We start from the raw sequence: 14,571 nt of genomic DNA, 5'->3' as shown, positions 1-14,571 counted from the left end.
AACCATTGACCGGTTCGGGGTTTCCCGGGCCGGTTTTTTTTTGTTCAGACAAAATGCAGGTGATCAATCGTTCCACTGAAAATTAGTTCCCAACATTTGGTTCACGGCGCCAACAAGCCTTTCCGGTTCCCAAGGTTTCGATAAAATGATACTGTTTTTATCCGATTTATAAACAGAAAGAATGTTTTCTTTTGTGGCAAACCCAGTCACAACAATTACAGGTAAATCAGGATAAAGTTTTTTTACCGCTTCCACTAATTTATCACCCGTTAGGTATGGCATCTTAACATCAGAAATGAGAAGATCGGGTCTACACTTTTGTAAATATTCATAAGCAATTTCAGGATCTTGAATATCTACAATCGACAATTTAACATTGTCTAATTTACGAGCAACAAAGGTTAACTCTCGTTTCATGGAAGATGAAATCGATTTAATATCATCAACCATCACAATTTTATAAACTTTCTCGTCTTTTGAAACGTCCGCAACCAGAGACTCTACTTCTTGTACCAATTGGTCTATACTACTCGGAACCATACTAATCCTCCAGATTTGTTGGTAACATGATCGAAAACGTTGTTCCTTCACAACGTACACTTTCCAAATCTATTTTCCCTTTATGTTTTCGTATGATATCCATACTGATAGACAAACCAAGTCCAGTGCCTTCGCCTGTTTCTTTCGTTGAAAAAAAAGGATCAAAGATTCTTGACTGGATGTCTTCAGGAATTCCAATTCCGTTATCTTTAATCTTAATCTCAGCAAATTGTTGGTTGTATTCAGAATAAATACTTTTAGTTTTGATTTCAATTTTCCCTGGTTTTTCACCCTGGGTATCAGGAAACAAACCATGGTTTTTCTTTTCTTCAATTGCGTGGCCAGCATTCACTAGTAAATTTATGATCACCTGCCCAATCTCTTGTGGATGACAAAATATTTCGGGAAGATTTTTATCAAAGGAAAACTCAACCACGCTATCGTATTTTATATTGTGATGACTAATATTAATGGCGGAGTTGATCACCTCATTCAAATTACAACGGACAAAACTTTCTTCTTTATTTACATGCGCAAAACTTTTGATATTACGAACAATTTCAACGACACGGCTAGCACCGTCAATAGACTCCTCCAAAATATCAGATGTATCCAAAAGAACATTAGATAGATCATAACGATCCCAATCAGTTAGAATTTTTGAAACCGCAGGATCCATATGGTTTTTCTGAAGCACTGAATGTACATTTGCCATTACTGTAGTTAGCTGCTTATGATATCGCTTCATCGTTTCCAAATTGCTTGAAATAAATGCCATTGGATTGTTTATCTCATGCGCTACCCCCGCAGCCAATTGACCGATGGTTGCCAACTTTTCACTTTGTAACAATTGTATTTCTGTATCTTTTGCCTTTGAAAGATCATTTAAATAAACTAAAATAGAAACTTCCCCATTATATATGATCTCTATCGCCCAAAAACTAATCCATTTTTTTTGACCATTCGAAAGGATTATATTTTTTTCTACGACATTTTGATCAGGAGCAAATCCGTTATTTGATAACGATTGAATAAACTCAAAAGGATCTTCTCCATTTAAAAAACCAAATACTTCAGACACTTTTCTATTTCTCATCTGATTTTTGTTCTGCGAGAGTAGAATTTCTGAACTTCTATTATAAAATTGAATGTTACCATCCACTAAAATCAGTATACCATTAGGGGAACATTCAACGATTGATTGCAGATTCCACTCACTTGCCAAAAGTAAATCTTCGGTTCTTTTCCGAATGAGAATATGGACTAGTTCTGTACCGAGTAATTCCACTTCTTTAAAATCGATACTCTCATAATCAGTTCTTTTATTATAAAGAGTAAGTTCTACAGATTCATTATCTTTTAAATTAAACTTAAGAGGTAATTCCCGAATTGTACGTGGCAACGTGGTTGTGGAATCGATAGGTACAAATACAGAATTCGATTGGTCTCTCATCGTGTACAGACCAGATTCTTTAATGACAACTCCATCACGACAAATACGAACAACACCCCAATTACTTTCTGTTAGTTGTAAGGAATATCTCAAAGCCAGAAGTAAAATGTTATCTTCCCTTTCCATCAGAGAACTTTTTTGACCGATTTCAATCACAGCTTCTGTTCGGATCTCTGTTTTTTTACGTTCCGTTATATCAATATGAGTTCCGATCACTCGCACCGGTAGATCATTTTCGTCTCTTTCGACAACCTTACCACGACTCCAAACCCAAATGGTTTTTCCAGATCTAGTAAACATTCGAATTTCTAAATCATGAGAATCAAGAGAACCGTTGAGATAGTTTTCAAATAAGGATCGAATTTGTTCACGGTCTTCCCAGTGGACCAAAGTTTCCCAATGAGAAAAATTTTGAGGAAAACGTTCTGGTTCAAACCCTAACATTCTCGCATACTCAGGACTAAAATACGCCTTACCTAAACGAAGCGAAAAATCCCAAACACCACTTTGTCCACTTTCTAAAGCTAATTTAAGCCGAACCTCTTCCTCTCGATTTTCAGGAACACGAATTGTATCTAGATTTACAATGTAAACAACACTCCGCTCTTCTGAAATAAATTGAGAAAGCAGCTGAAAAGAACCTTCCAACCGAGAAAGGATTACAGGAAATGAGGACTTTTCTGACCTACGAACCAAAGAGTTTCGGATCTCCTCTTGGATTTCTTCCTTCCAAAATAGTTCAACAAAATCCTTACCTAAAAGATGAAAAAAGGATGTCTGAAAAAGTTCCGTCGCAGAAGCATTGCATCTGAGGATCTTAAGATGATTGTCTAAAACAAAAGAAGGTAATGGGTTTCCATCCCAGGCAGCTTCCAACTCCTTCTTTGCACTTAGTACTTTATCGATAGCCTCGCTGATTTCCATACAAACCTACCGACAAGATATGACGAAGAAATTAATTATTTGCTTATTTTTTTTAACCCTTCACTGCCATCTCCAAGAAAAGAAAACAGAAATCGCTTTTGCCGAAACTCACGTTTATGATGAATGGGCGGGCCTAACAGACATAGACATTCTTCATAAAAATGAAATGGATCTCAGTTGGAAAAAACTAACAAACACTAGAGATACGATCACCGACTACCTAAAAGGAAAAAACTACCAACCCAAAGTTAAAACCGTTGTTTATCCATTTAGCGGAATTGATGTTTTAAATCTTTTTTCATTTTATCCTAATGCCGATCGTTATATCCTTTTTGGATTAGAAGATCCTGGTTATCCAAATTCATACAGTTCACTTTCAGAAAAAGAAAAACAAATAGTAAAACAAGGAATCAGAAATCTATCTGACCACCTAGCCGGAAGAAATTACTTTACTTACCGAAAAATGAAAGAAGAAACAAAGAAAAAGGAACTCAATGGTGCTTACCCTGTATTTGTTGCCTTCCTTCGTCGTATGGGTAAAGAAATTCTAGATTCCAAAGAAGAAACAATTGAAGGCAAAGGCATTACTTATAAGGGATTTACAATCTCCCTCTATGATACAAAACTACAAAAACAAGAATCACTTACCTATTTTAAAATATTCTTAATTGGAAATGAAGGAACTTCTGGTGATGGCTTATATGAATACTTCTCAAATCTTTCCAATATAGGAATCTTTACGAAGTCAGCAGAATATTTATTTCATGGTGAAAAAAGAAAATTATTTAGAGAACTTTTGCTCAAAAATGCAGAATTTATTGTCCAAGATGAATCCGGCTTTCCGATTCGATTTTTTCCAGAGGAAAGTTGGAATCGTCAAGTTTTTGGAAGGTATGAAAAATCATGGAATTTATCTGGAGCAGTCACTCCAGAGACCCAACCAGAATTAAAAAGTTTGAGTGATCATTCAAATGACAATACTCTTCCCTTTCCTTTTGGTTATGGTTATTTAGGAACCAAGGACAACCGTCAATCGGCAGTCCTTGTTTTTTCTAAAAAATAAAAAGTGACTCTATATCCTTCGGTCCCATCATTCCACTGTGGTGGGATCCCAACAAGTCCGGAAGTTTTCATTCCAACTGGAGATTTCCAACATATCTTCATCTGATAAAACAAAATCAAATACATCTGCGTTTTCTTTAATACGAACTGGATTTTTTGATTTTGGGATCACCACATGACCTGCTTGTAAAGACCAGCGAATTAAAATTTGTGCATTTGATTTTTGATAACGATTTGCAAGTGCTGTGATCCGAGGGTCTTCTAACTTTTGTCCATGAGCCAGAGGACTGTATGCTTCGAGTAAAATTCCTTTTTTCAAACAATACTCTTTTAACTCGATGTCTTGCAAAAAAGGATGGTATTCCACTTGGTTCATTGCAGGGACAGTTCCAGTTTCTTTTAATAGTTCCTCAAGATGCGAAACCATAAAATTACTAACCCCAATGGATTTTGCTTTTCCATCTGCTTTTATTTTTTCCAGTGCCTTCCATGATTCCTTTCTTTTCCCTGAGACAGGAAAATGAATTAAATACATATCAACATAATCTGTACCCAATTTATTTAAAGAAACATCTATCGCACGTAATGCGGAGTCATAACCCTGGTCAGCATTCCAAAGTTTTGTGACAAGAAAGATATCGCTTCGATTTATACCACTTTCTTTGATTGCCGCACCCACTTCCGATTCGTTTCCATAGATGGCAGCAGTATCAATATGGCGATAACCCAGTGATAAAGCTGATTTGACAGCATCTAGGCATTCTTTTGGACGAGATTTCCAAACTCCAAGTCCCAACTGTGGGACGGATACCGTTTGGTTGGATTTCAAAACAGATGAGATTTTAAGATTTGTCATAGAATAGATTTTAGACTAAAAAAATCCAAGGATAGAACCACTATCCTTGGATTCGCTTCAAAGTTTTGAAAATTTACTTCTTAAATCCGACTGGCTCAGGAATGGGTGCAAACTGTAATTGTTCTCCATTCCAATCGGCTCGGTAAGTTCCTTCACCAATGGATCCAGCTAAAATTTCTTTTGCTAAAGGACGATTGACAATTCGGTTGAACACACTGCCAAGGGGCCTTGCGCCAAATTTTGGATCAAAACCTTGTTCTCGCAATATATGTTCCGTGCTTTCCGAAAGTTCAATGACAATTCCTTTTACCTTCAAACGTTCATTCAACTGACGAACTTGTTTTTCAATTAGTTTCTCCATAATCGAAGAATCTAACGAATGATAGGTCAGAATTGCATCCAATCTTCCCAAAACTTCTGGTTTAAAATCCATTTCAATGTTTTTTGAATTCGTAGTCAAAATCACAATGGTATTTTTAAAATTGATGGTTCTACCTTTGTTATCAGTTAATCTACCTTCATCCAAAATTTGAAGTAGGATGTCAGAAAAATCAGGATGTGCCTTTTCCACTTCATCAAAAAGAACTACCGAATATGGTTTTCTTCGAATGGCTTCCGTAAGAATTCCACCTTCATCATAACCAACATAACCCGCAGGTGCTCCAATCAGTTTTGCAACAGAATGTTTTTCCGAATATTCACTAAGATCCAGACGAACCAAATTCGTTTCTTGATCGAATAAAAATTTGGCAATGGCTTTAGCAGTTTCAGTTTTTCCTACACCGGTAGGTCCTTTTAGTAAAAAAGATCCAAGCGGTCTTGATTCTGAAGATATACCGGCATAAGATGTAAGAAGAGTATCCGCAATTTCGCGAATGGATTCCTTCTGACCATAAACAACAGTATTCAAGTCTTCTTCTAAATGAAGTAAATTATCTTGTTTCGTTTTTAGAATTTTCTCTACTGGGATTCCTGTTTGTCTAGAAATAACGGCCGCTATATGGTTTCTTTCTAAAATCCAACTGTTTTGGAAATTACTAAGTTCTTTTTCCAATTCAGGAAGGACCGCATATTTCAAACGAGAAGCCTCCGTATAGTCCGCTCTTTGTTGGGCTGCATCCAAATCAAATTTCACTCGATCAATTTTATTTTTGATAGAAGCTATTTGTTTTAACGAATTTACTTCTTTTTCCCAAACAACTTTGCCAGCTTGGAATTTTTTTTCTAAACTTTCGATTTCCTTTAAGATCTCTTCATTTTTCTTTTCTACTTGAGCAAAGATTTTTTTGGAGCGAATTTCGCTCTCCAATTCCACAAGTTCCGTAGGCATTGCCTCCGCTGAAAGTTTTAAAGCAGAGGCTGCTTCATCCACTAAATCGATTGCCTTGTCTGGCAAAAATTTATCGGTAATATATTGGTCAGACAAAAGGACAGATGCATAAATCGCTTCATCTGAAATTTTAATCCCATGGTGGATTTCATGTTTATCACGAATCCCCATAAGAATTTCGATGGCATCTTCCTTACTAGGTTCATTCACAGGAACGGCCCGGAATCTTCTTTCTAATGCTTGGTCACCTAAAATGTATTTTTGAAATTCGTCCTGAGTGGTTGCACCAATACAATGGAGTTCTCCTCGCGCCAAAGCTGGTTTCAAAAGATTGGCGGCATCCATAGCTCCATCTGTTTTACCTGCTCCCACCAATTGATGGATTTCATCTATAAAAAGAATTGCTTCACCTGCTTGGCCTTTAATATACCGAAGTAAGGCAGTTAGTTTTTCTTCAAACTCACCACGGTATTTTGTCCCAGCCATCAGTTGGCCCATATCCAAAGAATAAATGGTTTTTCCTTTGAGTACATCGGGAACTCTTCCTTTTACAATTTGTTCCGCAAGACCCTCTACAATGGCAGTTTTACCAACCCCCGCACTACCAACTAACACAGGATTGTTCTTTGACCTTCTTCCCAAAATCTCCATCACGGAACGAATCTCTTTGCTCCTTCCAATGACAGGATCTAGTTTCCCTTCCCTTGCCAAATCATTCAAATTCACAAGAAAGTTGGGTACTTCTTCATCCGTTTCCTTCACTTGTAAATCTTCGTAATTGATCTTTAACTCAGGTAAGACCTGCGGTAAAAATTTAAGAAAGTCAGCCTCTTTCAGTTCCTCACGTCCATTTTCGGCAGCCCGAGAAGAAGCCATCGTAAACCATTGAGCCAACTTGGGTGAGGTCCTGAGGGACTCAAAAGGAATCTCTCCAGAGGCACGTGCTTGCTTCTTTAGAAATTCATCCACTGTCGATTTATACTTAATTAATGTTTTGCCCGAAACAGAAGTCGGCAGGGTCATAAACCCCCAAACCAAATGGTAAGGAGTGATTTCTGTATTTTGTCTCCTCATGGCTTCTGTCTGTGCAATGTCCAAAGCTCCTTGGACGTTGGAATCATACTGTTTCATTGTGTCTCCCCTTTTTTAGCACTCTAACCATTTGACTGCCAATTTCTCGTTCTTGTTACAAGTTTTTTCACGGAAAATCACTTTCTCTCTGCAATTCTCGTCCTATTATAGTGCGAATGTTTCGAAACTGGCTTTCTTTTTTCCCAAATTCACCCAAATTTCCTTCGAACAAGATTAGGCGGTTGGACAGAGCCAAAATTGAAAAAATAACAGCGTTATCTAGATCGTTCGTGCGGGGAGCAGATTGCAGTTTCTCTTTCCCTAAAAAAACAGAAATACAAAAGCCTAAATACAGACTGCCGTTTCTACAAAACCTCACACCCTGGATTCCTTTCTTTGTGGTTCTTCTTTGTTTTCAGTCCTCTCTTGAGGCTTTTCCTCTTTCCATTGAGGAATCAAAAAATTATAGAGACATTGGAAAATATTTTGAGTATGTCGTTGTTCCAGAACAAGAATCTAGTTTGGACAGAATTCTAAGAGAGGACACAATTTGGCGTCCAAATCCGAAAGCGACTATCTCTTTTTCACAAGTGAAAGATCCACTTTGGTTAAGAATTACATTGATCCACTACGGAAACTTACCACATACATTCTTTTTGCATTTTTCAAGTCCTGTGGTAGATGTTTTTGAACTGCATACACAAGTGAAAGGGAACTGGATTACACAAGTTTCCGGAGAGCAGGTCCTACAAAAAAACAAACCCATATACTCCCACATCCCGGCATTCCCTATCACACTCTCACCGGATGAAACTCGCGCTATATACGTAAAAATTAATTCAGCAAATCCAATCTTTAATTTTGTTTCTATTTATAATTCGCGAAGTTTCATCGCCTTTTCCAAAAAACAAGATATATTCTTTGCGGCTTATTTCGGCGCAGGTTTTATGATGTTTTTATTCAGTTTATTCTTAGCGAATACATTGCGTTATCGAAAATTTTTCTTTTACTTTTTCTATTTAGCAACGGTTCTCTTGATCAATTTGTTTTCCACTGGCTTTATGCAATACATTGAGATAGGAAATTCACATACTTGGAAAAATTATTTATTTCCGATCACGATTTATTTGACTTCAGTCTTTGGTCTACTTTTTACGATAGAATTTTTAGAAACCGAAAAAAACTTTCCTAAAGTTAATAAACTAGCAAAAGGTTTTATCCTATTATTTATTTCTTTAATCTTTACTATCTTTTTCTTAGAACTGAGAAACTTCATTCAATTAGGTGTCTCTCTAGTGATCATACCTATTTTGCTTGTCCTCTTCATTTCTCTTATGGCTGTGATCAAAAGCAAAAAAAAACTCGAAGTGGTTCTTTTCCTACTGGCTTTCGGTTCGATTCTACTCGGTGGCGCCTTAAATACATTAACCGTTCAAGGTTTCATCAAACCCATTCACTTATCGTCCTACTCACTGCCGTTAGGTTCCGCAATAGAAGTTTTCTTTTTGTCAATGGCACTGGTATTAAAAGTATCTGATTACAGAAAAGCAACAGAAGAAAAACAAGAATTAGACCTCCAGTTAAAAATTGCACAAAAACTTCAAAGTGGCTTATTGCCACAAAAAAGGACACATGCAAATGGTTATGCATTGGGCTTTCGTTATTCACCAGCATCTGACATTGGTGGTGATTTTGTTCAATTCATTGTAAAAGAAAATGAAATAGGTTTATTTCTCTGCGATGTTTCAGGTCACGGAATTCCTGCGGCAATGATTGCATCCATGGCAAAAGTTTCCCTTCAAATCTGGGATGATTCCCTAGATAGGCCCGCCTATGCAGCAGAACGAATTCGATTGTCTCTTCTAAGTTCTCTTTCTGGACATTTCCTGAGCGCCTTTTTTGTTTATCTGCATCCAGAAAAAAATATCATGAAGATAGCCAATGCAGGCCACCACCCATTGATTTATTTAGATCGAAATGGAAATATCGAACATATCACAAGCCAAGGGCGAGCCATAAACGAATACATAGAAGCGCAAGTAGTCGAAAAAACATTACCTCTCCCGAAATCTGGTACTTTGATATTATTTACGGATGGTGTGATTGAAGCAAGAAAATCAACTACGGGTGAACTTTTTGGAGAGGAAAGATTTCTATCCATTTTACAAACATTAGCCGACAAAGACCCACAGACAATTTGTGACCAAGTGATCACAGAAGTAGAAAAGTTCCAAAAGTCAAAACGTTCTGATGACGATGTTACAATACTTGCCATCTCTTTGGATAAAGAAACTTAAATTACAATCCAGTGTGTTAGTTTTTGAAATAAATCATCAGGATAAAAAGGTTTAGAGATAAAGTCATTCATTCCTACTGAATGAATTTTATCTTGTGTTTCTAATTGTGCAGAAGCAGTTAAAGCAATAATCGGTAAGTTTTTCCAACTACGGTTATCTCGAATTTGTTTCGCAGCCATATAACCATCCATATTTGGCATATGCAAATCCATCAAAACTAAATCAAATTTTCCATTGGCCAACTTTTGTAATACTTCCTCACCGTCTGCTGCCTCTTCCGATTCAATACCCCAACGTTTTAAAAAACGAACTACGATAGAGCGATTAATTTCAATATCATCAGCAACAAGAATTCTTTTACCAGTTAAATCAGAAGAATCCTTTAATGCATGAATTTGTCTATTGGTGTTTGATTTTCCGATTTTACATGGAAAGGTAAAAGAAAATTTCGATCCTTTTCCCAACTCAGATTCTAATTCAAGATTGCCTTTCATTAATTCGACAAGTCCTTTTGATATGGCAAGTCCGAGGCCAGAGCCACCATACTTTCTAGTTGTGTCTCCACTTGCTTGGGTGAATTTCTCAAATACAAATTTAAGTTTCTCGGATGCAATTCCTATTCCCGTATCTTCCACTTCAAATCGAATCACAACTTCATTACCAATTTTTGAAACCAAATGAACGCGAAGTGTAATTTTCCCAACTTTAGTAAACTTCACGGCATTAGATAATAAATTGTTAAGAACTTGCAACATCCGAGTGGGATCAAAACAAATATATTCAGGAAGTTTTTCATCAATTTCTGTTTGGAACGAAAGGAGTTGTTCTTTGGCTTTAATCTCAAAAGAAGAAGAAACAGAGCTGATAAAATCTTTAAGACTAAAATCAATTTCTTCTATAATGATCATCCTTTCTTCAATTTTGTTAAAATCTAAAATGTCATTGATCAAAGTAAGAAGTGTTTCACTAGAGAAACGTAAGTTCCTCAAGTATTCTACCTGTTCTGGCTTTGGATTGTCTTCCATTAGCCACATAGAAAGCCCGATCACTGCATTCAGCGGAGTTCTTAATTCATGGCTCATGTTGGAAAGGAATTCTGACTTGGCTCGGTTTGCATCCTCAGCACGGATTCGAGAATCAATCAGTTCCCTTTCATACAAAATCATTTGCGAAATATCCAAAGACACAGAGCGCGATCTGATCATTTCATTATCTTTAGAATATATGGCCGTCGCAGATACATTCAAAAACAAGGAACTTCCATCTTTGCGTATGACTTCAAACCTTAAATTGTCAATCCGACCTTTCTCTTTAAAAACAGGAAAATTAGTTTGAAAGACTTGTTTGCTCTCGTCAGTAAGAAGATCTGGCCATTTGATTCTTCCAACTAACTCTTCTTCTGTATATCCCAACCATTCCTGTTCAGTTCGATTGACTTTTACAAAAAATCCATTTGCATCTAAACTATGAAATCCAACTGGTGAGTTTTGATACAAGTCGTCGATCTCAAACAAACGATCTTCTATTAGTTCCTTTTCAACTAATATTCTCGTATTTCTTTTTAATACAAAGATCATCCACAATATAAGAATGGATAAAATAAAAAATAATCCACCTGAAGTAGCAATTAACCGAATGGTAAACTTACGATTTGTTTCTTTTTCTAAATTTTCCTTTTCTAACTTCTTATCCAAAAGCAATTGGACTTCATCACGAAAAACATCCATTCGTCTTTTGCTTTCAATAAAATCCAATTTCCCGGGACGTTTCTTAGGAAAATATTTTATAAAATTTTGAATGTATTCTAGTTTTAGGTGGTAGGCTCGAATGATGGACTCTAACTCGCCAATATACATGAATTCACATTCTTCTCTCAGAGAAGTCTCGAGTTTTTGCATTTGAAGGAGAGAATTTTTATAAGGTTCCAGAAATTCTGGATCCGAAGTTAGGAGGTAACCACGGACTCCAGTTTCTGCGTCCTTTAAATAAGAAGAATATTGAATTAAAAATGCATTCCAACGACTCTGGTCTTCATATAAATTTCGATCTTTACGACTTTCATATACTTGATAAAAGAAAAAAAAAGAAGAAAGCAAAAGTAATACAAGAAGTCCCCATAAAAAACCTAGATAGAGGGACTCGAAGTGCTTTCTCTGGAAATAATTATTCATGGGATCATCATTTAGTAATACAAAAGAATGATCTTGTCAATTGATTAAAGCATAGCTTTCCAGGCAGGAAAATATAGATCGAACTCTGTTCCTTTGCCAATCGAAGAATTTACTAGAATTGTTCCACCCATCTTCACCATGATTCCATAAATGATCGGCAATCCCAAACCCGTTCCCTTCCCACCTTTGGTTGTGAAAAATGGATCAAAGATTTTTTGGATAATTTCTGTTGGGATTCCTTCTCCATTATCAGCAAAACCCAATTTCCAATATTCTGTATTTTTCATAAAACCAACATGAAGTAGTTCTGATTTTTCATACAAAACTTTTGAAAGAGAGATTGTAATTTTTGGATATGGAATATCTTGCAAGGCAAACACTGAATTTTCGTATAAGTTCGATAGTATTTGAAAGATTTGAATAGGATCCGCATTCACATAAGCAGGTTCATTTCCTAAGTCGGTAAACAACGTGATTTGGTTCGAAGATACAGTTCTTACCTCCTTTAAAACTTGTAATAAGTTTTCCCTAAGATCCAATTGTTTGGAAATGGAATTATCGATTTTAGAATAAGTAAGAATTTGTTGGATCAAGTTTTTTGCCCGATCCAAAGACTTGGAAATTCCTTCAATTGCTGGTAATGATTTTTGAATTGCCTCATTCGTGGTACCCTTAGACCATTCTGAATTCAAAAAAGAAACATAAGCTAACATTGGAGTGAGTAAATTATTAAAATCATGGGCGATACCACCGGCAAACGTTCCCAGTGCTTCTAATTTCTGGGATTGGGCGTATGCACGTTCTAATACAATTTTTTCGGTAATGTCTTTGGCTTCTAAGACTATATACAAAATTTTCCCAGATGTGTCCGTTAATGAATAAAAATCACAATCAAAGTATTTTTCCCTTCCATCTAACAAATTATAACTGACAAATACCTCGAAACTTTGATTTTTTAAAGCTAACTTCATTCCGTAAGTTAATTTTTTTTTAGATTCTTCATCGGAATTCGAAAAAATAGATCGAATCAATTCCAAACCTTGGACATCAGTTTCCTCTCTTTCAAAAGAAATCACGGCATTACGATTCATACGAATCACATGACCTTGTAAATCCAAAAGAAAAATTGCTTGTGAGGAATTATTAAAGATACCCTTAAACAACTGTTCGTTCAACTGAATGGAGTGTTCTAATTCAGACAAATCCGAAATATCGTGAATGGTTCCAAAAATTCTAAATCTTGAGCCTTCAAACTTTTCTGCTTCCAACCAAAGATTTACTTTTTTTCTACCAGATTTTGTATTTAAGGTGACAATCATTTCCTTTGAATGATTGTCCCTAAGTAAATCAGACCAAACAACTTTGATATGGTCTTGCTCTGCTTCATCTAAAAGTGCCCATACTTTTTCCATCAAAGGATTTTCCGCAAAATCAAATCCTAAAATTCGATACAACTCTAAAGACCATAAAGTATTTTTTTCTGGAAAGATTACTTCAAAATGGCCAAGATGAGAAATTTTTTGGGAACGTGTTAAAAGTTCTTCTCCATGAACCAACATATCCCAAGCTTTTTTTTGTGATTGTTTTAGGCGGTAAGCTTCCAATTCACGATTTACAACAAATGGAAGTTTAATGATCGACGACTTAGGTAAAAATTCTGCTGCGCCTAAGTTTAAAAATTCAGAAGCAGCTTCTTCTGGTAAAAATTCCGTAACAAGAATCACAGGCAATTCTGGATTGATTTCTTTGACTCTAGAGATCACATAACGACCATCAAAATCAGGAAGATAAAAGTCTGAGATCACGATATCCCATGTTTCATCATTGATTCTTTGTTCGAATTCTGATTTCCACTCAGCTCTTTCTGAAAATATAGAAAACCCAAAGTTTTGCAAAACCGATACAATTGCTTTGTAGGAAGCAAGAGAATCTTCAACAATCAATACATTGAGTTTCTTTTGGATGTCCATAATTTGAATTATTGATTAAAAAAACCAAATACTGGTAGCTCCAGTTCACCCAAAATTTCTACCCTATGCCGATAAGCGGTTCCACGCCCTTCGGCAAGAGCAAATTTACCTTTTGAGAAGTCATTGGGAGAAAGGTAAGGAGTGTTTGTCTCCAAACGAATTAGTTTTTTTCCTTTTTCCTTTGCCAACAATGATTTTAAATCTTCAGTTTCCGATTCGATAATTTGCACAGAAGCATCTAACGCGCGCTTCATTGTGTTTCGACTCACAGGTCTATGATTATTGATTTGGTGTATGACAATGCGATCAATACTAGGATCCAAGATCAATTCTTTGATTGGTTCGCCATCACCAATACCACCATCCAAAAATTCCTGCCCCTGAAATTCTTGTACTTCGTATAAAAATGGGAATGCGATTGAGCCCATCACCGCATCTAATACATTTCCTTCAGTGATCAGTTCTCTTTTGTTTTTTGATAGATTGGAGACGGCGATTCCTAACTTTATTGGTAAGTCGGAAAACTTTTTATTTCCAAGATATGGATATAAGATTTTGCGAGTGGCTTTGCCAGTAAGGACCCCACTATAACCATTTAAACCTTTGCGTAACAATCGACCTAACATTGACAAAGAATTCCCTTCCCAAAAATCCTTTTTTCTTAGTCCCAAAATAAGAGATTCAAATTCGACCATTTCTCGGCCGGTCGCATATAAGGCACCGATCATTGCACCAGAGCTTGACCCTGTGACAACGGCGGGTTTAAAACCAATTTCTTGTAAACCGCGCACAAATCCTGTATGCGCAAAAAATCCAAAAAAGGCGGATTTCAAACAAAGAGCAGAATACTTTTTAGGAAAGAAGAGTTCTATCATAAGCTTTTGCTAAGTTTAGAAA

At 36.3% G+C, this 14,571-nt stretch carries 9 protein-coding genes; 2 read left to right on the top strand and 7 right to left on the bottom strand.

Annotated features, from left to right (window positions below):
- Window positions 1-63: 63 nt before the first annotated feature.
- Together EHQ47_RS10960 and EHQ47_RS10955 are read right to left on the bottom strand one after the other, a co-directional pair.
- Window positions 64-540, bottom strand: a complete 477-nt coding sequence (locus EHQ47_RS10960) for a response regulator (RefSeq protein WP_135749022.1) — start codon at window positions 538-540, stop codon at window positions 64-66.
- Between the two features lies 1 nt (window position 541).
- Window positions 542-2,917 carry an ATP-binding protein gene (locus EHQ47_RS10955; protein WP_135777191.1) on the bottom strand — a complete coding sequence of 792 codons (2,376 nt, stop codon included), beginning with the start codon at window positions 2,915-2,917 and terminating at the stop codon, window positions 542-544.
- 19 nt (window positions 2,918-2,936) lie between these two features.
- On the opposite strand from EHQ47_RS10955, the gene EHQ47_RS10950 reads away from it, so the two are divergent.
- Window positions 2,937-3,980 carry a hypothetical protein gene (locus tag EHQ47_RS10950; RefSeq protein ID WP_135749024.1) on the top strand — a complete coding sequence of 348 codons (1,044 nt, stop codon included), beginning with the start codon at window positions 2,937-2,939 and terminating at the stop codon, window positions 3,978-3,980.
- Window positions 3,981-4,007: 27 nt separating this feature from the next.
- Here EHQ47_RS10950 and EHQ47_RS10945 read toward each other — a convergent pair whose 3' ends face one another.
- Complete coding sequence (locus EHQ47_RS10945; RefSeq protein ID WP_135777190.1) at window positions 4,008-4,835, bottom strand: aldo/keto reductase; 828 nt, start codon at window positions 4,833-4,835, stop codon at window positions 4,008-4,010.
- 73 nt (window positions 4,836-4,908) lie between these two features.
- A complete protein-coding gene (locus tag EHQ47_RS10940) occupies window positions 4,909-7,296 on the bottom strand; it encodes an ATP-dependent Clp protease ATP-binding subunit (RefSeq protein ID WP_135777189.1) in 2,388 nt (795 codons plus the stop codon).
- A gap of 116 nt (window positions 7,297-7,412) precedes the next feature.
- Here EHQ47_RS10940 and EHQ47_RS10935 point away from each other — a divergent pair, with 116 nt between their 5' ends.
- A complete protein-coding gene (locus EHQ47_RS10935) occupies window positions 7,413-9,533 on the top strand; it encodes a SpoIIE family protein phosphatase (RefSeq protein ID WP_135777188.1) in 2,121 nt (706 codons plus the stop codon).
- On the opposite strand, the gene EHQ47_RS10930 is transcribed toward EHQ47_RS10935, so the two are convergent.
- Genes EHQ47_RS10930 through EHQ47_RS10920 form a run of 3 tightly spaced genes read right to left on the bottom strand, consistent with a single transcriptional unit; the run spans window position 9,530 to window position 14,549 of the window.
- Window positions 9,530-11,704, bottom strand: a complete 2,175-nt coding sequence (locus EHQ47_RS10930; RefSeq protein WP_135777187.1) for an ATP-binding protein — start codon at window positions 11,702-11,704, stop codon at window positions 9,530-9,532. The genes EHQ47_RS10935 and EHQ47_RS10930 overlap by 4 nt on opposite strands.
- Before the next feature lie 44 nt (window positions 11,705-11,748).
- A complete protein-coding gene (locus EHQ47_RS10925; protein ID WP_135777186.1) occupies window positions 11,749-13,674 on the bottom strand; it encodes a hybrid sensor histidine kinase/response regulator in 1,926 nt (641 codons plus the stop codon).
- An 8-nt stretch (window positions 13,675-13,682) separates the two neighbouring features.
- Window positions 13,683-14,549: a patatin-like phospholipase family protein gene (locus EHQ47_RS10920; protein ID WP_135777185.1), complete on the bottom strand. Its 867-nt coding sequence runs from the start codon at window positions 14,547-14,549 to the stop codon at window positions 13,683-13,685.
- Window positions 14,550-14,571 lie beyond the last annotated feature (22 nt).

The sequence above is a fragment of the Leptospira bourretii genome (assembly GCF_004770145.1).
Taxonomy (GTDB): domain Bacteria; phylum Spirochaetota; class Leptospiria; order Leptospirales; family Leptospiraceae; genus Leptospira_A; species Leptospira_A bourretii.
This window is presented reverse-complemented; position numbering and strand designations above follow the sequence as displayed.

What these genes read in the sequence shown, in the direction of transcription:
- EHQ47_RS10920 (WP_135777185.1), bottom strand. Translation starts at nt 14,549, where the DNA reads ATGATAGAACTCTTCTTTCCTAAAAAGTATTCTGCTCTTTGTTTGAAA.
- EHQ47_RS10950 (WP_135749024.1), top strand. Translation starts at nt 2,937, where the DNA reads ATGACGAAGAAATTAATTATTTGCTTATTTTTTTTAACCCTTCACTGC.
- EHQ47_RS10930 (WP_135777187.1), bottom strand. Translation starts at nt 11,704, where the DNA reads ATGAATAATTATTTCCAGAGAAAGCACTTCGAGTCCCTCTATCTAGGT.
- EHQ47_RS10960 (WP_135749022.1), bottom strand. Translation starts at nt 540, where the DNA reads ATGGTTCCGAGTAGTATAGACCAATTGGTACAAGAAGTAGAGTCTCTG.
- EHQ47_RS10955 (WP_135777191.1), bottom strand. Translation starts at nt 2,917, where the DNA reads ATGGAAATCAGCGAGGCTATCGATAAAGTACTAAGTGCAAAGAAGGAG.
- EHQ47_RS10940 (WP_135777189.1), bottom strand. Translation starts at nt 7,296, where the DNA reads ATGAAACAGTATGATTCCAACGTCCAAGGAGCTTTGGACATTGCACAG.
- EHQ47_RS10925 (WP_135777186.1), bottom strand. Translation starts at nt 13,674, where the DNA reads ATGGACATCCAAAAGAAACTCAATGTATTGATTGTTGAAGATTCTCTT.
- EHQ47_RS10945 (WP_135777190.1), bottom strand. Translation starts at nt 4,835, where the DNA reads ATGACAAATCTTAAAATCTCATCTGTTTTGAAATCCAACCAAACGGTA.
- EHQ47_RS10935 (WP_135777188.1), top strand. Translation starts at nt 7,413, where the DNA reads ATGTTTCGAAACTGGCTTTCTTTTTTCCCAAATTCACCCAAATTTCCT.